We start from the raw sequence: 17805 nt of genomic DNA, 5'->3' as shown, positions 1-17805 counted from the left end.
CTCTTCTTATTCGCTTTCGAGCATGGATCGGATCAGCGGGATCGTGATCGCGCGCTGTGTCTGCAGGGCATAGCCATCGAGCTGCGTGAGCAGCTCCATGAGGCTGCCCAGGTCGCGGCTGAAGCGGTGCAGCATGAAGTCGAGCACGTCGTCCGACAGCATGACGCCGCGCGCGTCGGCGGCCTGCCGCAGCACCGCGCGGCGTTCGCTTTCGCTCAGCACCTGCAGGTGGAACACGTGGCCCCAGCCCAGCCGGGTGCGCAGGTCTTCGCGCAGCGGCAGGTCCGCCGGCGGCAGGGCGCCCGCGGCGACCACGCCGCGCTGCAGGCTCTGCGCGTTGACGAACCAGTTGAAGGCCGCGTGCTGCTGCACCGCGGTGTACAGGTGAACGTCGTCGAGCAGGACGGCGCCCCAGCGCTCGTCGAACTCGGGCGGCTCCAGCAGCCCGGCATGCAGCCAGCCCACGCTCGCGCCCTGCTCGCGCAGTGCGACACGCACTGATTCGAGCAGATGGGTCTTGCCGCTGCCGCTTTCGCCCCAAAGATAGGTGGGCACGGGAGAGTGCGGCACCGCCTGGCCGGCGCCGCCCACCCACAGTTGCAGGTGCCGCAGCGCCGCCTCGTTGGGGCCGGCAAAAAAAGCGTCGAAGCTGGGGCCCGTCGCAATGCCGATATCGAGCGCGAGCTGTTTCATCCCGGGAAGGTTCATGGAGGGGGCCCGGAGGGCCCTTAAAATCGTGAGGAATTCTATCGGCCCGGCCGCTTCGGTGACCGGCGCCCCCACCTTCCTGCTTCCTTCCCGCCCCTTTCCCGACACCGTCCGACCATGACTTCCCCTACGCCCACCCCGCTCAGCTACAAGGATGCCGGTGTCGATATCGATGCCGGCGACGCCCTGGTCGACCGCATCAAGCCCCTCGCCAAGAAGACCCTTCGCGAAGGCGTGCTGGCCGGCATCGGCGGCTTCGGCGCGCTGTTCGAGGTGCCCAAGCGCTACAAGGAGCCGGTGCTGGTGAGCGGCACCGACGGCGTGGGCACCAAGCTCAAGCTGGCGTTCGAATGGAACATGCACGATACGGTCGGCATCGACCTCGTGGCCATGAGCGTCAACGACGTGCTGGTGCAGGGCGCCGAGCCGCTCTTCTTTCTCGACTACTTCGCCTGCGGCAAGCTCGACGTGGACACGGCCGCGGCCGTGATCGGCGGCATCGCGCGCGGCTGCGAGATTTCCGGCTGTGCGCTGATCGGCGGCGAAACCGCCGAAATGCCCGGCATGTACCCGGCCGGCGAGTACGACCTGGCGGGCTTCGCGGTCGGCGCTGTCGAAAAGTCGAAGATCCTCACGGGCCAGAACGTCAAGCCCGGCGACGTGGTGCTGGGCCTTGCCTCGGCCGGCGTGCATTCCAACGGGTTCAGCCTGGTGCGCAAGGTGATCGAACGCGCGGGTTCCGACCTGCCCGCCACGCTCGACGGCAAGCCCTTCCGCGAAGCCGTGATGGAACCCACCCACCTGTATGTGAAGCCGGTGCTCGAAGCGCTGGCCCGGCACCCGATCAAGGCGCTGGCCCACATCACCGGCGGCGGCCTGCTCGAGAACATTCCGCGCGTGCTGCCCGAAGGCACGGCCGCCCACCTCAAGAAGGGCAGTTGGCCGCAGACCGAACTCTTCGCCTGGCTGCAGAAGGTGGCGGGCATCGACGACATCGAGATGAACCGCACCTTCAACAACGGCATCGGCATGGTGGTGGTGATCGATGCGTCCGAGGCCGCCGCCTGCGCCGCCACGCTGCGCGCGGCGGGCGAATCGGTGTTCGAGATCGGCACCATCGCCGAGCGCGGCGCGGGAGCCGCCGTGATCGTCGGCTGATCTTTTCCTCCGAGGCTACGCGCGCGCAGCACCCGGACCCCGATGCCCAAACCCACCGTCGTCACCATCGATCCCAAGCCCAGGCCGGCTTCGCGCAACGTGGTGCTGGCCAGCTACCTGCTGATGCCGGCCGCGCTGCTGCTGGTGATGTGGGAGCACCTGCTGCCGGGCCTCTTGTGCGTGTGCATCGGTTTCCTGGCCGCGCGCTGGTTCGCGCGCCTGATCGGCAACGGGCTCGCGCGGCTCGGGCTGTCGCCCGGGCGTGCCGGCGTGGTGTCGCGGATCCTTGCTGTCACGCTGGTGCTGCTGGGACCTATCGCGCTGGTGACGCTCGGCCTGTCGGAGGCGCGCGAATACATCCTCGACGCCCCCGACCAGTACCGCGACCTGCTCGACTTCACCGCGCGCACCGTGCTCGAGCTGCGGCTCAAGCTTCCGCCCGAGATCGCCATCTACCTGCCCGAGGGCGCGGCCGAAATCCAGCGCGTGGTGGCCAACTACCTGCGGGCGCAGGCCGGCTCCCTGGCACTGGCCGGGCGGGCCTGGCTCGGCGGGCTGCTGTTCGCCTATGTGGGGCTGATCGTCGGCGGGCTGGCCGCCATTGCGCCGCCGCCGCTGCGGCACCGGCCCTTGGCCGCGCAGCTGTACCGGCGCATCACCATCTTCGGCGAAGCCTTCCGCCAGATCGTTGCCGCGCAGTTCTGGATCGCGGCCTTCAACACGCTGCTGACCGCCATCTTCCTGCTGTTCCTGATGCCGCTGTGGGGCCCTCACCTGCCCTACACGCCCGCACTCATCACGCTGACCTTCGTGGCGGGTCTGGTGCCGATCGTGGGCAACCTGGTCTGCAACTCGGTCATCACGCTGGTGGCGCTCTCGGTGTCGCCGATCACGGCGCTCGCGTGCCTGATCTTCCTGATCGTCATCCACAAGGCTGAATACGTGATCAACGCCAAGGTGGTCGGCAGCCGCACGCAGATGCGGGTGTGGGAGCTGCTGGCGGTCATGTTCGTGGCCGAAGCGGTGTTCGGTCCGGCCGGCCTGGTTGCGGCGCCACTCTTCTACGCCTACCTCAAGAAAGAGCTCCAGGCGGCCGAGCTCGTCTAGCGGCGATGTCCTGATCTGATCGATTCTGGTCCGCTTCGGCGCGGACCGCGGGCTCGCGGCGCTGAAGAATAGGCGGCATCATCCACTATGCCCTTCGGGCCACGCCCCATGAAATCCTGTCTGATTGTGATCGACGCCCAGGAATCGTTCCGGCAGCGCGCCTATTGGTCCGAAGAAGTCGCCCGGCCCTACTTCGCCGCGCAGAACGCGCTGATCGAAGGCTGCGTTGCCGCCGGCATTCCCATCGTGCGTGTCTTCCATGTCGACGAGCCCGCCGTGGCAAGCCATCCCTTCGCCGTCGAGTCGGGCTTCGTGCGGCCGATCGGGGGGCTGGCGCCTTTCGAAGCGGCGGCCACCTTCACCAAGCACCGGCACAGCGCGCTGGTCAACAGCGGCCTGGACGCCTGGCTCACCCGGCAAGGCATCGGCCGACTGATCGTGAGCGGCATCCGCACCGAGCAATGCTGCGAGACCACCACGCGACACGCGTCCGACCTGGGCTGGGAGGTCGACTACGTGACCGAGGCCACGCTGACCTTCGACATGGTGCAGCCCGATGGGCGCCCGCTGGCCGCCGCCGACATCAAGGCGCGCACCGCGGCCGTGCTGGACGGCCGCTTCGCCACCGTGTGCAGCGTGGCCGAGGCCCTGCAGCGCGCCGGCAACGAGGCCTGCGAAAGCGTGTCGGCATGACCTTGCGCGTCCGCATCCTCGCCTACGACGGTGTCGAGGCACTCGACTTCGCAGGCCCGTTCGAGGTGTTCACCACGGCCAGCCGCGTCAGCCAGCGCATGAACCCCGGCACGCCGGCCCCGTTCGAGGTCGCGTCGGTGGCACTCGCCAACGGCGGCCACCCGGTGCAGGCGCGCGCCGGCCTGCGCCTGCTGGCGGACCATGACCTGGCCGCCAGCCCGCAAGCCGACCTGCTGGTCGTGCCCGGCGGCGTGGTCGATGCGCCGATGGCGAGCGATGCCACCCTGCGCTGGATCGCCGAATGCGCGAGCGGCGCGCAGCTGGCCGCCTCGGTCTGCACCGGTGTCTTCCTGCTGGCCAAAAGCGGCGTGGTCACGCACGAGGCCGTCACCACGCACTGGGAAGACATCGCGGATCTGCGCGCGCAGTTTCCCTTGCTCGACGTGCGCGAAAGCGAGCGCTGGGTCGACAGCGGCCACGTCGTCAGCTCCGCGGGCATCAGCGCCGGCATCGACATGAGCCTGTACCTGGTCGAACGGCTGGCCGGCCGCGCGCTGGCCGAACGCACCGCGCGCCAGATGGACTGCCCATGGAACTCCCGCAGCAGCCACCCATCCGCGTAGTGTTCGTGCTGCTGCCGGGCAGCCTGGTGCTCGACTGGGCCGGCCCGGCGGAGGCACTGCGCATCGCGAACCAGCGGCTCGTCGCCGCGGGCCGGCCCGAGCGCTTCGAGATCGAATTCGCCAGCCCGCGCCCCACGTCGATCGGCTCCGTGGGTGTGATGCTCGCCGATCTCGCGCCCCTGCCGGCGCAGTGGACCGGACCGGCCTGGATCGTGCTGGTCGGCCTGCCCGGCGACTCCATTGCAGTGGACAACGCCGAAACACAGGACCTGCTGCACTGGCTGCGGGGCCAGCGCTTCGAGCGCGGCCGGCTCGAGCTGATCACGGTCTGTGCCGGCGCCCTGCTCGCCGCGCACGCGGGCGCGCTCGCGGGCCGGCGCGCGACCACGCACCACCATCACCTGGACGAACTGCGTGCGGTGGAGCCGCGCTGCGACGTGGTGGCCAACCGCGTGTTCGTGATCGATCCGCCGGTCTACAGCAGCGCCGGCGTCACCACCGGCATCGACCTGCTGCTGCACCGCATCGCGGATGAGTGCGGCGAGCCGCTCGCGGCCCAGGTGGCGCAAACGATGGTGGTGGCGCAGCGGCGCGGTCCGCACGACCCGGAACTGTCGCCCTTCCTCGCCTACCGCAACCACCTGCACGCGGCACTGCACCGGGTGCAGGACGCCGTCAGCGAGCAGCCGCAGGCCGACTGGAGCGTGCCCCGGATGGCCGAGGTGGCCCACACCTCGGCGCGGCACCTGACGCGGCTCTTCGTCGAACATGCGGGCGTGGCGCCGCTGGCCTACCTGCGCCGGCTGCGGCTCGCGGCGGCGCAGCTTGCGCTGGCGTCGGGTGCGAGCGTGACGCGGGCGGCGGAAATTTCCGGCTTCGGGTCGGACACCCAGCTGCGGCGCGCCTGGCATCAATTCGGCCTGCCGGGCTCGCCCTCGGCCTCCACGCCGCTGCCAAGAGCCTAGCGGCCGGTCAGGGACTCAGCGCTCCGGCAAGGCGCAGGCACGGGCGCGCGCCAGCAGCAATGTCTTCTCGCGCGTGTTGCGCGTGAGCGCGGCGGCGCGGTCGAATTCCCTCCGTGCCTCGTCGCGGCGGCCGAGCTTGAACAGCAGGTCGCCGCGCACCACCGGCAGCAGGTGGTAGCCCTGCAATGCCGGCTCGCCGGCGAGCGCATCGGCCACTTCGAGCCCCGCGGCCGGCCCGAAGGCCATCGACAGCGCAACGGCGCGGTTCAGTTCGACGATGGGCGACGGCGACAGCGCAGCCAGCGCGTCGTACAGCGCCGCGATGCGCGGCCAATCGGTTTCGCCGGCGGTGCGCGCCCGGGCGTGGCAGGCGGCGATCGCGGCCTGGAGCGCATAAGGGCCGAGGGCGCCGCCCAGCGCCTCCGCGCGGGCCAGTCCCGCGAGGCCCCGGCGGATCAGCATGTGGTCCCAGCGCGCACGGTTCTGCTCCAGCAGCAGCACCGGCTCGCCCGACGGGCCCACGCGGGCCGCCGTGCGGGACGCCTGGATTTCCATCAGCGCCACGAGGCCGTGCACCTCCGCGGCATCCGGCATCAGTTCGGCCATGACACGGCCCAGGCGCATGGCTTCGTCGCACAGCGCGGGGCGCATCCAGTCGTCCCCGGCCGTGGCCGAGTAGCCTTCGTTGAAGACCAGGTAGAGCACCTCGAGCACCGAGGCGAGCCGCGCCTCGAGCTCATGCCGGCGCGGCACCTCGAAGGGCACGCGCGCTTCGAGCAGCGTGCGCTTGGCGCGCACGATGCGCTGCGCAATGGTGGCCTCCGGCACCAGGAAGGCACGCGCAATTTCGTCGGTCGCGAGGCCCCCCATCAACCGCAGTGTGAGCGCCACGCGCGCCTCGGTCGAAAGCACCGGGTGGCAGGCGGTGAACACCAGCCGCAGCAGGTCGTCACCGATGTCGTCGTCGATCGCCGCATCCACCGCGTCGGCAAAGTCGGCCTGCGCCATCTCGTGCTGCGCATCGAGTTCCCGGCCGATCTCGGGGGCCTTGCGCTCGGCCAGCTGGCCATGGCGCAGGCGGTCGAGCGCGCGGCGCTTGGCCACGGCGGTGAGCCAGGCCGCCGGGTTGTCGGGCACGCCGGCGCCGGGCCATTGCTCCAGGGCCGAGACGAGCGCGTCCTGGGCCAGCTCTTGGGCCAGCCCCACGTCGCGCACCATGCGCGCCACCGTGGCGATGATCTTCGCCGACTCGATGCGCCACACCGCCTCGATGGTGCGGTGGATGGCGGCCTGGCCATCCTCCGGAGCGCTCATGCCTTATGGCTTCCTGAGCGCCTGCATCGACGCCAATTCGGTGGTCAGGGCCTGCACCTCGGGCGGGTAGTCGGCAATCTCCTGGATCTGCCGGACCTCGATGACCTCGTTCTCGCCGCCGGGGCAGCGGGTGGCCCATTCGATGGCGTCGGCACGCGAGGGCACATCGATGATCCAGTAGCCGCCGAGCACTTCCTTGGCTTCGGCAAACGGGCCGTCCACCACCTTGGGCTTGCGCCCCGGAAAGCTCACGCGCGCGCCCATCGAAGGCGGATGCAGGCCGTCGCAGCTGATCAGCACGCCGGCTTTCTGCATCGATTCGTTGTAGGCCATCATGGCTCCGACCGCATCGACGTCGTCGGGAATGGTGCCGGGCGGCGCGGTTTCGTAGCCGTGGGGAATCATCAGCAGCATGAATCGCATGGCGGGTCTCCTCGCGCTTCGGCCGCTCAGCCGCCGGCCTGGGTGCGGGCCTCGGACTCCGCGCGCAGGCGCTCTTCCTGCGCCAGCAGCTCGGGCGTCATCGCGTCGCCGAAGTCGGCGGCTTCGAACACCTGGCGGATCTCGATCTCGCCTTCCTCGAACGGACTGCGCTTGATCCATTCGACGGCTTCTTCCTTCGACTTGACCTGCAGCAGCCAGAAGCCCGCGAGCAGTTCCTTGGTCTCGGCGAAGGGGCCGTCGATGACGGTGCGCTTGCGCCCTTCGCAGCGCACACGAACGCCCCTGGACGAAGGGTGCAGGCCTTCGCCCGCCAGCAGCACGCCGGCTTTCACCAGTTCCTCGTTGAACTTGGCCATGGCGGTGAGCACTTCGGTGCTGGGCATCACGCCCGCTTCGGAATCCTTGTTGGCCTTGACCAGAACCATGAATCGCATGTCGTTCCTCCTGAAGGTCGATGAGGTGGGGAGCCGCAAGAACCACGCGCTCCTGTTCACACGTCGCGCGAGCCAGCGAAGGATCGACACAGCCGCGGCGATCGATCTGCAATTTTTTGTATCAGCAAGTCAGGGCAGATAGCCGCAGAAGCGCAGGATGTGTCCATCGGGTTCGCGGATCGCGAACTCGCGCAGGCCCCAGGGCTGGGAGGTGGGCGGCTCGACCACGGTCACGCCGCGCTTCACGTAGGCGGCATGCAGGCCGTCCACGTCCTTGCCCACGTGGATCACGATCTCGCCGCGCCATGGCGGCGTGCCGCGCGTGTTGCATTGCCACAGCCGCAGGTAGACGGGATCGCCGTAGCTGCGGTCGCCTTTCTTGACCCGGGCGTAGCTGGGCGGCTCGCCGGCGATGAAGTCGAGTTCGAAGCCCAGCACGTCGCGGAACCAGCGCGCGGCGCGCGAGACGTCGGACACCGGCAGCACCGGCTGCACGCCATGGAATTCATGCCGCGTGCCCAGATCGGGCGCGGCGGCGACGCCGTCCCCGGCGTTCATCAGTTCGAGGCGCGCCGCAGCGCGGCCACGCGTTCGGCGATGGCGTCGACGTCGAGTGCGTCTTCGGCATGGGCCAGGTAGGTTTCGAGGTCGCGCACGGCGGCCGCGGTGTTGCCTTGCTCGGCGTGCGCGATGCCGCGGTCGCGGTATTCGCCCCAGGCGGTGGGCAGCAGCGCAATCAGGCGGTCTTGCACCGCGATGGCGCGCTGCCAGTCTTCCTGGGCCCGGTGCACTTCCTTCAGGTTGCGCAGCATGCGGCCGATGATCTCGCGCGAACTGGCCGGCTGGAGGTAGAGGCCGAGCGGCACGTCGAAGTCGCCGACCAGCCCGTTGCTTCGCTTGTAGGGCTCCAGCCGCTCGCCCAGTTCTTCACGCGAGAGCGACTTGCCGGTGAAGGGATCGATGACCACCTGCCCCTTGGGCAGCGTGACCTTGAGCATGAAGTGGCCCGGGAAGCCCACACCGCGCGCCTGCAGCCCCAGCCCCTGCGCCAGTTCCATCCACAGCACCGCGAGCGAGATGGGGATGCCGCGGCGCGTGCGCAGGACGGCGTTCAGGTAGCTGTTGTCGGGGTCGTAGTAGTCGTTGACGTTGCCGCCGAAGTTCAGGTCGTTGAAGAAGAACTGGTTGAGTGCGCGCAGCCGCGCCAGCGGGGCGGCGTCGGCCGGCAGCCGGCGCTTGAGGCGAGCCAGCAGCTGGTCGACATCGCCGAGCACCTGCTGCACGTCGAGGTCGGGGTATTCGTCCTGGGCGAGGCTGGCAGCCGCCTCCAGGAGCGGAAAGTGGTCGTCGCTCTGCACCAGCGATTCGAAGTACGCGAGTGCGGTGGGAACCTGGAAGCTGAACGTCATGTGTCTTTGTAGAGGAGCATTCGGGGAGCGTCAAGGCGGTGTTTTCAGCTTGCGCAATTTGCAGACACGCGTGTGGGCGGGGCCCCGGCACGGTTTCGCCGCCGGACCTTCGCCGGGTCAACGCCGGGGCATTTACCGCCGCATGAAACTGCGCAGGCGCACGCCCACCGCCGCCAGGACGGCGAAATACAGCAGCGCTGCGCCGGCGATCAAGGCGGCCAGCAAGCCGATGCGATGGAAGCGCTGCTCGCGCAGGCCGATCCAGTCGAAATGGCGCGAACCCCAGGCCAGCAGGGCCGCCAGCACCAGCGCGCCGGCCAGCACCTGGAGGACGAATTTTCCCCATCCCGGCTCGGGCCGGTAGCTGCCGCGGCGGATCAGGCCCACGAGCAGCCAGACCGCGTTGACCAGCGCGCCGATGGCGATGGTCAGCGTCAAGGCGGCATGCTGCAGCAGCGGCACGAGAAAGAAATTGAGGACCTGGGTCAGCACCAGCACGCCGATGGCGATCAGCATGGGCGTGCGCGTGTCCTGCCGGGCGTAGTAGCCCGGCGCGAGCACCTTGACCGCCACCAGCCCGACCAGGCCCACGCCGTAGCCCATCAGCGCCACGGTGGTGCGGCGCACGTCCTCGCCCTGGTAGGCACCGTTGTGGAACAGCACGGCCACCAGCGGCTGGGCAAAGAGCAGCAGCGCGACGGCACACGGCGCCGAAAGCAGGATCACCAGCCGCAGGCCCCAGTCGAGCAGGGACGAGTAGCGCGCGTCGTCCTTGGCGGCGCGGGCGCCCGCAAGCTGCGGCATCAGCACCACGCCGAGCGCAACGCCCAGCATCGCGGTCGGGAATTCCATCAGCCGGTCGGCATTGCTCACCCAGGTCACGCTGCCCACCGCGAGGTGCGAGGCGATCTGCGTATTGATGAGCAGCGATATCTGCGCCACGCTGACCCCCAGCAAGGCGGGCAGCATCAGCTTCAGCACCTTGCGCGTGGTGGGGTCGGCCCAGGCCGCGCGCAGCGCCTTCCAGCTCGCGCCGATGCGCGGCATGAGGCCCAGTGCGCGCAGCGCCGGCACCTGCAGCGCCAGTTGCAGCACCCCGCCGACCAGCACGCCGGCGCACTGCGCATAGATGGGCTCGATGCCGTAGCGCCTGAAGAGGGGTGCGCCCGCCACGATGGCAAGGATCAGGGAGAGGTTCAGCAACACCGGCGACGCCGCCGGCACTGCGAACTTGCGCCAGGTGTTGAGCACGCCGCCCGCCAGCGCCACCAGCGACATGAAGCCGATGTAGGGGAACATCCAGCGCGTCATGACCACGGCCGCGTCGAACCCCGCCAGCCCGCTCGCCATGGCCCACACCAGCCAGGGCGCGCCGAGCACGCCGGCCACGCACAGGACCACCAGCGCCCAGGTGAGCAGCGTGGCGACGTGGTCGATCAGCGCCTTGGCGCCCTCCTCGCCGGCCTCGGTCTTGCGCGCGGCCAGCACCGGGACGAAGGCCTGGCTGAAGGCGCCTTCGCCGAAAACCCGCCGGAACAGGTTGGGAATGCGGAACGCGACGTTGAAGGCGTCGGTCAGGGCGCTGACGCCGAACACAGAGGCAAAGAGCACGTCGCGCACGAGGCCCGTGATCCGCGATGCGAGCGTCAGAAGCGAAACGGTGGAAGCGGATTTGAGCAGGGACACGGGGCGAGTGTAGGGCCCGCCAAGCCGCGATTCGGCGAAAAAGCCAACCCGGCCTATAATGGAGGGCTTTGCTGCATCATCCTCAGACACCTAAGGAACTAAACCATGGCATCCGCCAAGCCCAAGAAAAAGAACCCGCGCCTCGCCTCCGGCCGTAAGCGCGTCCGTCAGGACACCAAGCTCAACGCCGCGAACACCTCGCTGCGCTCCAAATACCGTACCGCCGTGAAGAATGTCGAAAAGGCCGTCCTGGCCGGCGACAAGACCAAGGCGAGCGAACTCTTCGCGAAGGCCCAGAGCATCGTCGACACCGTCGCCGACAAGGGCATCTTCCACAAGAACAAGGCAGCTCGCGACAAGAGCCGCCTGTCGGCGAAGGTCAAGGCCCTCGCCCTCGCGCCTGAAAAGGCAGCCGCCTGACACCTGTCAGGCAAGCCCGGACCGGAATCCTCCAGTCCGCCGTTTGAACGGGGTGCGCTGCAGCAAAGTGTAAAAAACCGCCTTCGGGCGGTTTTTTCATGGCCGGTCGATTCCCGCGGGGAGAACCAACGGCTCAGGTCTTGGGTTCGGCGGGCGGTGCGGCGTCGGGCACGAGGCAGGCTTCGGCCACCTGCAGGTCGTTGTCCCGCGCAAAGTTGACGCAGAAGTCCCAGGCCATGGGTTCGGCATCGCGCAGGGCGCGGTTCACGACCACGCACTTGACGCCGTTGAGGGTGGTTGGCACGCACCAGGGCGAGTAGCTCAGGTGGCTGCCCGGATAGGCGCCCCCGGGCCGGAAAGAACACATCACGCCGGCCAGCCGCTCGGCCCAGTCGCTCGGTCGAAAAGTCCGGCCATCATGAGTGATGCCCTGGATGAAGATTTCTTTGGCAGTGGGGGAAATCATCGTTGAATGAGGCGCCCGGAGCAGGTGCTGCGGTGCAACAAGAGATTCTATCCGGCCCGCTTTTGCCTCCCGGACGGTGGGCATTGCTGTGATGCGGAATCCTCAATGAAGCTGTCGGACCACGCGCCTAGAATCCGCGGTTCCCTTTCTGGAGAACCCGAATGAGCGCTACCGCCCAGCCCACCTCGCCCCACGTCATGAACACCTACGGTCGCCTGCCGATCGCGTTGTCGCACGGCCAGGGCTGCCGAGTCTGGGACACCACGGGCAAGGCGTACCTGGACGGCCTCGGCGGCATCGCGGTGAACACCCTGGGCCACAACCACCCGGAGCTGGTGCCCGCGCTGCAGGACCAGATCGCCAAGCTGATCCACAGCTCCAACTACTACCACGTGCCGGGCCAGGAACAGCTGGCCGCCAAGCTCACCGAGCTGTCGGGCCTGACCAACGCGTTTTTCTGCTGCACCGGCCTCGAAGCCAACGAAGCCGCGCTGAAGCTCGCGCGCAAGTTCGGCCACGACAAGGGCATCGAGCGGCCCGAGATCGTGGTGTACGAGGCCGCGTTCCACGGCCGCAGCATCGCCACCCTATCGGCCACGGGCAACCCGAAGGTACAGGCCGGGTTCGGCCCGTTGGTCGAGGGCTTCATCCGCGTGCCGCTGAACGACATCGCGGCACTCAAGCAAGCCACCGAAGGCAACCCCAACGTGGTGGCCGTGTTCTTCGAGACCATCCAGGGCGAAGGCGGCATCAACCCGATGCGCTGGGAATACCTGAAGCAGGTGCGCGCGCTGTGCGACGAGCGCGACTGGCTCATGATGATCGACGAAGTGCAATGCGGCATGGGCCGCACCGGCAAATGGTTCGCGCACCAGTGGGCCGGGATCAAGCCCGACGTGATGCCGCTCGCCAAGGGCCTGGGCTCGGGCGTGCCGATCGGCGCGGTGGTGGCCGGCCCCAAGGCCGCCAACATCTTCGGCCCGGGCAACCACGGCACCACCTTCGGCGGCAACCCGCTCGCCATGCGCGCCGGCATCGAGACGATCCGCATCATGGAAGAGCACAAGCTGCTCGAGAACGCCGCCACCGTCGGCGAGCACCTCAGGAGCGCGCTGGAGCGCGAGATCGGCGGCCTGCCCGGCGTGAAGGAGATCCGCGGCCAGGGCCTGATGCTGGGCATCGAGCTGGACCGCCCCTGCGGCGTGATCCTGAACCGCGCCTGCGACGCGGGCCTGCTGCTGAGCGTCACGGCCGACAAGGTGATCCGCCTCGTGCCGCCGCTCATCCTGAGCATTGCCGAGGCCGACGAGATCGTCGCCATCCTCGCGCCCCTGGTGAAAACTTTCCTGTCGGAGCCCGCAGCGCAATGACGACCGCCACCACGCCCCACGCGATCCGCCACTACCTGCAGTTCTCGGACTTCACGGCCGACGAGTACGCCTACCTCTTCGAGCGCATGGCGATCATCAAGAAGAAGTTCAAGACCTATGAAAAGCACCAGCCGCTGACCGACCGCACGCTGGCCATGATCTTCGAGAAGGCCAGCACGCGCACCCGCGTGAGCTTCGAGGCGGGCATGTACCAGCTCGGCGGCAGCGTGGTGCACCTGACCACCGGCGACAGCCAGCTGGGCCGCGCCGAGCCCATCGAGGACAGCGCCAAGGTCATCAGCCGCATGGTCGACCTGGTGATGATCCGCACCTACGAGCAGACCAAGATCGACACCTTCGCGGCGCACTCGCGCGTGCCGGTGATCAACGGCCTGACCAACGAGTTCCACCCCTGCCAGATCCTCGCGGACATCTTCACCTACATCGAGCACCGCGGCTCCATCCAGGGCAAGACGGTGGCCTGGGTCGGCGACGGCAACAACATGGCCAACACCTGGCTGCAGGCGAGCGAGATCCTGGGCTTCAAGGTGCACGTGAGCACGCCCAGCGGCTACGAGGTCGACCAGTCGGTGGCGGGCCTGCGCTCGGCCGACAGCTACCAGGTCTTCAAGGACCCGATGGAAGCCTGCCGCGGCGCCGACCTCGTCACCACCGACGTCTGGACCAGCATGGGCTACGAGTCCGAGAACGAGGCGCGCCGCAAGGCCTTTGCCGACTGGTGCGTCGACGAGGACATGATGCGCATCGCCCAGCCCGACGCCTTGTTCATGCACTGCCTGCCCGCGCACCGCGGCGAGGAAGTGCAGGCCGAGGTCATCGATGGCCCGCAGTCGGTGGTGTGGGACGAAGCCGAGAACCGCCTCCACGCGCAGAAGGCGCTGATGGAATTCCTGCTGCTCGGCCGCCTGTAGCCCGCAACGCCGGCCGGCTCGCTCAGAAAGCCCAGGCGCCGAGCTGGTAGTAGTCGAAGCCGCTGCTGCGGCCGCCGAGGCAGCGCGCGAGAAAATCCTCTGCATGGCGGTACATGGCGAGGTTGTTGGTCCACTTCTGGTTGCCGTGGCCATCGTCCTGGAAGCTCACGAACTCGACCTGCTTGCCGGCCCTGCGCAGGGCCGCCACCATGCGCTCCGACTGGTCGAACTTCACGCGCGGGTCGTTCACGCCATGCATGATGAGCAGCGGCCCGCGCACGTTGGACACATGGTTGATGGGCGACTTGGCATCCAGGACCTTGCGCTGCGCCGGATCGGCCGGATCGCCCACGTAGCGCCTCCACCAGGGCAGGCCCAGCGACCAGTAGGCGGGCGCGTTCTCGATCAGCCGCGAGAGATCGGACATGCCGACCGCATCCACCGCGCAGGCAAAGGTCTCGGGCGTCATCGTGGCGCCCACCAGCGCCGAGTAGCCGCCGTAGCTTGCGCCATAGATGGCGACCCGCGCCGGATCGGCCAAGCCTTCGGCCACCGCCCAGCGCACGCCGTCGACGAGGTCGTCGTGCATCTTGCCGGCGAATTCGCCCACGGCCTTTTCCATGAAGGCGCGGCCGTAGCCGGTCGAGCCGCGGTAGTTCACCTGCAGCACCGCGTAGCCGCGATTGGCGAGGAACTGCTGCACGCTCCGGTTGGAGCCCTGGTAGGTCCACAGGTCGCGCGCCCAGGGGCCGCCGTGAACCAGCAGCACCATCGGCAGCGCGCGTGCCTGCGCGCCCGCGGGCAGCGTCAGGTAGCCATGGATCTGCAGGCCGTCGCGTGCGGTGTAGGCGATCGGCCTTGTCGCGGCCAACGCTGACGCCAGGCCGGCGGTGCTGCTTTCGCCGAGCAGTTCGGGCGGCGCGGCGGCATCGCGCAGCAGGTAGTACTTCCAGCCCCGGTCGGTGCCGACGCTGACGGTCATGGTCTGGCCGTCCGTGGCCATGCTGGTCACGTGGACTGCGGCCGGAGCGCCGCCGCTCAAGGGGCCGAGCCGCGCCGCAAGCGCCGCATCGAAATACCTGGCGCGCGGATAGCCGGGCGTCGAATAGGCGGCGAGCGGCGCATGGGTGCGCCGGCTCATCAGCACCTGCTCGACATCCACCTCGGCCTCTTCGTGGAACACTTGTTCGGCACCCGTCTCGAGATCGATGCGCACCAGGGCCTGCTTGTCGCGCCCGCGGCCGGAGACGGCCCATGCCGTGTGCGTGCCGGGCACGAAGTCCGCGATCCACCAGGACTCGCCCTTCTGCCAGCGCAGCGTCGTGCGCCAGTCGCCGCCCTCGGGCACCTGCAGGTACCCGGCCTCCCCGTCCTGCACCGAACGTGCGCGCAGCCGCCCGTCGCGGTCCACCGACCAGCTCATGACATTGCCGGGATTGCGGGCAAGCAGGGTCCGGGCACCGGTGGCCGGATCGATGCGCAGCAGGTCGAAGACCTTCTTGTCGCGCTCGTTGGAAGTCACGACGACATCCGCGCTGTTCTCGACCCGCCGCTGGATCCGCGAACGCGTGCCCTTGAACGGTGTCAGGTCGACCGGCTGCGCATCGCTGCGCGCCATATCGACGGCGAACACATGCGTGTCCTCGTCGCCGGTGCGATCCACCGTCAGCAGGAGAAAGCGGCTGTCGCCCGACCAGACGAAGGATTGGGCGGGCAGTGGAATCGCGCGGGTTTCGCCGCTCGCCAAGGTCTTCACCCACACCGCCGGCTTCAAGCCGCTGACGCCCTTCCATGCGAGCCATGCGCCGTCGGGCGACACGCGGTACTGGCCGGTGCCCTCCACGTTCGCGACAAACTCGCGAACGGGGATCAGCGGCGACAGCGGCTGGTCTTGCAGCGCCGGATGCGTGGGCCCCACAGCGCAGCCGCCCAGCAGTGCGGCCCAGGCGAGCGCGATCAGGATTCTCGGCGTCATGGAATCTTCTCCTTGTTGAATGGCTGGATTGTGGGCCGCCCAACCTTTGGCATTCCCAAAGGTGCACAAGCCACAATGAAGCCATGCACATCCTGCTCATCGAAGACGATCTCGACCTCGGGCGTGCGCTTCAGGCCACCCTCAAGGTCGAGCACTTCACCAGCGAGTGGATGCGCCGCGCCGCCGATGCGCCCCATGCCATCGATGCAGCCCGCGTCGACTGCGTGCTGCTCGACCTGAACCTGCCGGACGCCAGCGGATTCGACCTGCTGCGCGCATGGCGCCGCAGCGGCGTTCGCGTGCCGATCATCGTCATCACCGCGCGCTCGGCGCTGGACGACCGGCTGGCCGGCCTCGATGGCGGCGCGGACGACTTCGTGCTCAAGCCCTTTGCCACCGCCGAACTGATCTCACGCATCCGCGCGGTGTTGCGGCGCAGTGCGCGCCAGGCCAGCGACAGCTGGACCCTCGGCGAGCTCGTGATCGAGCCGCGCCGCCGCCGGGTGCAGTTGGCGGGCCAGGCCCTGGCCCTGTCGCAGCGCGAGTTCCAGATCCTGCTGGAACTCGCGCGCGAGCCCGGTGCCGTGGTCGCCAAGAGCAGCCTGGCGCAGCGGCTGGAACCGCTGGGCGATCCGGTCGACTTTGCCGCCATCGAAGTGCACGTTTCCAACCTGCGCAAGAAGATCGGCACCGAGCGCGTGCGCACCGTGCGCGGGGTCGGCTACCTGCTCGAACCATGAGCGCGCTGCACACGCTCTGGCGCCGCGTGAGCGAGCCGTCGCTGGTGCGGCGCGGCACCGGGTCGACGCTGCTGGTGTTCCTGCTGATCTGGTGCGCCCTGCTGGCCTATCTCTATGCCGAGAACCGCAAGTACCTTGCCGAGGCACCCGGGTTCCAGCAGTTCGGCGATGCGCTGCTGGTCGCGCTCGACGAGACGCCGGACCCGCGGCAAGCCCGCGTGGTGATGGCCGCCACCGAGCGCTGGACCGCCATCCGCCGCACGCAGGACAAGCGCCTGGCCGGGATCGTGCGCTACGAACTGCGCGACAGCCACGGCGCCCTTGTCTATGCCTCCGAAGGATGGACGGGTGCCGCTGCCGGCGGGGACGCCTACTGGCGCTATGACCGCACGAGCCCACACTGGCGGCTGCAGATTCTCAATCCGCGCCGCACCGGCAGTGCCTTCCTGCGCTACAACGCGAGCTTCATCCTGCCCTACCTGCTGGTGGCGTTTCCCTTCGTCCTGCTGGCGGTCTGGCTCACGGTGCGCGCGAGCCTGCGCCCACTGCAGCAACTGGCGCGCCGGATCGAAGAGCGGCCGAGCGACGACCTGAGTGCCGTCGGCGTGCCGGCGCGCTACCGCGAACTCAAGCCCCTGGTGCAGGCGCTGGACACCTTGCTGCTGCGGCTGCGCGGCACGGTGCAGCGCGAGCGCGCCTTCGTGCAGGACGCGGCCCATGAGATCCGCACCCCGCTGGCGGTCATCAATGCACAGGCCCATGTGCTGGCGCAAGCCACCGATGCGGCGCAGCGCGCGCAGGCCGAGGCCGAGCTGAACCTCGCCATCGCACGCACCTCGCACCTCGCGCAGCAACTGCTCGAACTGGCCGCGCTGGACCGCGCCGGCACGCCGCAGGCGTCACGCATCGACCTGGCGCACTGGATGCGCACCCTGCTCGGCCACGCCGCCCAGGCGGCCCTGCGCGAAGGGCGCGAGCTGTCGCTGGAAGCGCCCGACACCCTGCACGGCAGCATCGACCTGCCGGCCATGGAATCGGTCGTGCGCAACCTGGTCGACAACGCGCTGCGTCACGGCGTGCCGGGCAGCGGCATCGCCGTGAGCTTGCGCATCGAAGACGGCCAGCTGCTGGTGGAAGTCCGCGACGACGGCCCCGGCATTCCCGAGGCGCAGCGCGCGCGGGCGTTCGAGCGCTTTCACCGCGGCGGCGATGCGCGCGCCAGCGGCGCCGGCCTGGGGTTGTCGATCGTCCGCGAGGCCACGCTGCGCCTGGGCGGCGTCGTCGAGATCGTCGAGGGGCTGCGAGGCCGGGGCGTGGGATTCCGCGTCTGCGTGCCCTGGGCCGCAGCCTAGTGCCCGTAT

General features: G+C 69.0%; 19 protein-coding genes. 10 read left to right on the top strand and 9 right to left on the bottom strand.

Annotated features, from left to right (window positions below):
• Positions 1–6: 6 nt before the first annotated feature.
• Positions 7–693: a DnaA regulatory inactivator Hda gene (gene hda / locus ABID97_RS08705; protein WP_354401706.1), complete on the bottom strand. Its 687-nt coding sequence runs from the start codon at positions 691–693 to the stop codon at positions 7–9.
• A gap of 132 nt (positions 694–825) precedes the next feature.
• On the opposite strand from hda, the gene purM reads away from it, so the two are divergent.
• The 5 genes from purM (at position 826) to ABID97_RS08680 (ending at position 5254) form a co-directional block, all read left to right on the top strand.
• The gene (gene purM / locus ABID97_RS08700) at positions 826–1866 is read left to right on the top strand and encodes a phosphoribosylformylglycinamidine cyclo-ligase (protein ID WP_354398118.1); all 1041 of its coding nucleotides are present in this window, start codon (positions 826–828) and stop codon (positions 1864–1866) included.
• 42 nt (positions 1867–1908) lie between these two features.
• Positions 1909–2973 (top strand): AI-2E family transporter, encoded by a 1065-nt coding sequence (locus ABID97_RS08695; protein WP_354398117.1) that lies wholly within the window; start codon positions 1909–1911, stop codon positions 2971–2973.
• A 108-nt stretch (positions 2974–3081) separates the two neighbouring features.
• Complete coding sequence (locus ABID97_RS08690; protein ID WP_354398116.1) at positions 3082–3666, top strand: cysteine hydrolase family protein; 585 nt, start codon at positions 3082–3084, stop codon at positions 3664–3666.
• Positions 3663–4289, top strand: a complete 627-nt coding sequence (locus tag ABID97_RS08685) for a DJ-1/PfpI family protein (RefSeq protein ID WP_354398115.1) — start codon at positions 3663–3665, stop codon at positions 4287–4289. Before ABID97_RS08690 ends, ABID97_RS08685 begins: the two co-directional genes overlap by 4 nt.
• Entirely contained in the window at positions 4256–5254 is a 999-nt protein-coding gene (locus ABID97_RS08680) for a GlxA family transcriptional regulator (RefSeq protein ID WP_354398114.1), read from the top strand. Before ABID97_RS08685 ends, ABID97_RS08680 begins: the two co-directional genes overlap by 34 nt.
• A gap of 15 nt (positions 5255–5269) precedes the next feature.
• Here ABID97_RS08680 and ABID97_RS08675 read toward each other — a convergent pair whose 3' ends face one another.
• The 6 genes from ABID97_RS08675 to murJ all read right to left on the bottom strand — a co-directional run bounded on the left by ABID97_RS08675 (position 5270) and on the right by murJ (position 10541).
• Complete coding sequence (locus ABID97_RS08675; protein WP_354398113.1) at positions 5270–6568, bottom strand: RNA polymerase sigma factor; 1299 nt, start codon at positions 6566–6568, stop codon at positions 5270–5272.
• Between the two features lie 3 nt (positions 6569–6571).
• Positions 6572–6991, bottom strand: a complete 420-nt coding sequence (locus ABID97_RS08670) for a YciI family protein (RefSeq protein WP_354398112.1) — start codon at positions 6989–6991, stop codon at positions 6572–6574.
• Between the two features lie 26 nt (positions 6992–7017).
• A complete protein-coding gene (locus ABID97_RS08665) occupies positions 7018–7446 on the bottom strand; it encodes a YciI family protein (RefSeq protein ID WP_354398111.1) in 429 nt (142 codons plus the stop codon).
• Positions 7447–7575: 129 nt separating this feature from the next.
• On the bottom strand, positions 7576–8004 hold the full coding sequence (locus ABID97_RS08660; RefSeq protein WP_354398110.1) for a bleomycin resistance protein: 429 nt from the start codon (positions 8002–8004) through the stop codon (positions 7576–7578).
• Positions 8004–8855, bottom strand: a complete 852-nt coding sequence (locus tag ABID97_RS08655) for a SirB1 family protein (protein WP_354398109.1) — start codon at positions 8853–8855, stop codon at positions 8004–8006. The genes ABID97_RS08660 and ABID97_RS08655 overlap by 1 nt, the downstream gene beginning before the upstream one ends.
• A gap of 132 nt (positions 8856–8987) precedes the next feature.
• Complete coding sequence (gene murJ / locus ABID97_RS08650; protein ID WP_354398108.1) at positions 8988–10541, bottom strand: murein biosynthesis integral membrane protein MurJ; 1554 nt, start codon at positions 10539–10541, stop codon at positions 8988–8990.
• Between the two features lie 105 nt (positions 10542–10646).
• Here murJ and rpsT point away from each other — a divergent pair, with 105 nt between their 5' ends.
• A complete protein-coding gene (rpsT, locus tag ABID97_RS08645) occupies positions 10647–10961 on the top strand; it encodes a 30S ribosomal protein S20 (RefSeq protein WP_007831346.1) in 315 nt (104 codons plus the stop codon).
• A 133-nt stretch (positions 10962–11094) separates the two neighbouring features.
• Here rpsT and ABID97_RS08640 read toward each other — a convergent pair whose 3' ends face one another.
• Positions 11095–11427 (bottom strand): DUF3579 domain-containing protein, encoded by a 333-nt coding sequence (locus ABID97_RS08640; RefSeq protein ID WP_354398107.1) that lies wholly within the window; start codon positions 11425–11427, stop codon positions 11095–11097.
• Positions 11428–11588: 161 nt separating this feature from the next.
• On the opposite strand from ABID97_RS08640, the gene ABID97_RS08635 reads away from it, so the two are divergent.
• Together ABID97_RS08635 and argF are read left to right on the top strand one after the other, a co-directional pair.
• Positions 11589–12797: an aspartate aminotransferase family protein gene (locus tag ABID97_RS08635; RefSeq protein WP_354398106.1), complete on the top strand. Its 1209-nt coding sequence runs from the start codon at positions 11589–11591 to the stop codon at positions 12795–12797.
• Positions 12794–13729, top strand: coding sequence for an ornithine carbamoyltransferase (argF, locus tag ABID97_RS08630; RefSeq protein ID WP_354398105.1), 936 nt, complete (start codon positions 12794–12796; stop codon positions 13727–13729). Before ABID97_RS08635 ends, argF begins: the two co-directional genes overlap by 4 nt.
• A gap of 22 nt (positions 13730–13751) precedes the next feature.
• Here argF and ABID97_RS08625 read toward each other — a convergent pair whose 3' ends face one another.
• Positions 13752–15704 carry a S9 family peptidase gene (locus ABID97_RS08625; protein WP_354398104.1) on the bottom strand — a complete coding sequence of 651 codons (1953 nt, stop codon included), beginning with the start codon at positions 15702–15704 and terminating at the stop codon, positions 13752–13754.
• Between the two features lie 83 nt (positions 15705–15787).
• Between ABID97_RS08625 and ABID97_RS08620 the strand changes: the two genes are divergently transcribed.
• On the top strand, positions 15788–16444 hold the full coding sequence (locus tag ABID97_RS08620) for a response regulator (RefSeq protein WP_354398103.1): 657 nt from the start codon (positions 15788–15790) through the stop codon (positions 16442–16444).
• Entirely contained in the window at positions 16441–17796 is a 1356-nt protein-coding gene (locus ABID97_RS08615) for a sensor histidine kinase (protein WP_354398102.1), read from the top strand. The genes ABID97_RS08620 and ABID97_RS08615 overlap by 4 nt, the downstream gene beginning before the upstream one ends.
• The last annotated feature ends 9 nt before the right edge of the window (positions 17797–17805 follow it).

This window comes from Variovorax sp. OAS795 (assembly GCF_040546685.1).
GTDB lineage: Bacteria > Pseudomonadota > Gammaproteobacteria > Burkholderiales > Burkholderiaceae_C > Variovorax.
This window is presented reverse-complemented; position numbering and strand designations above follow the sequence as displayed.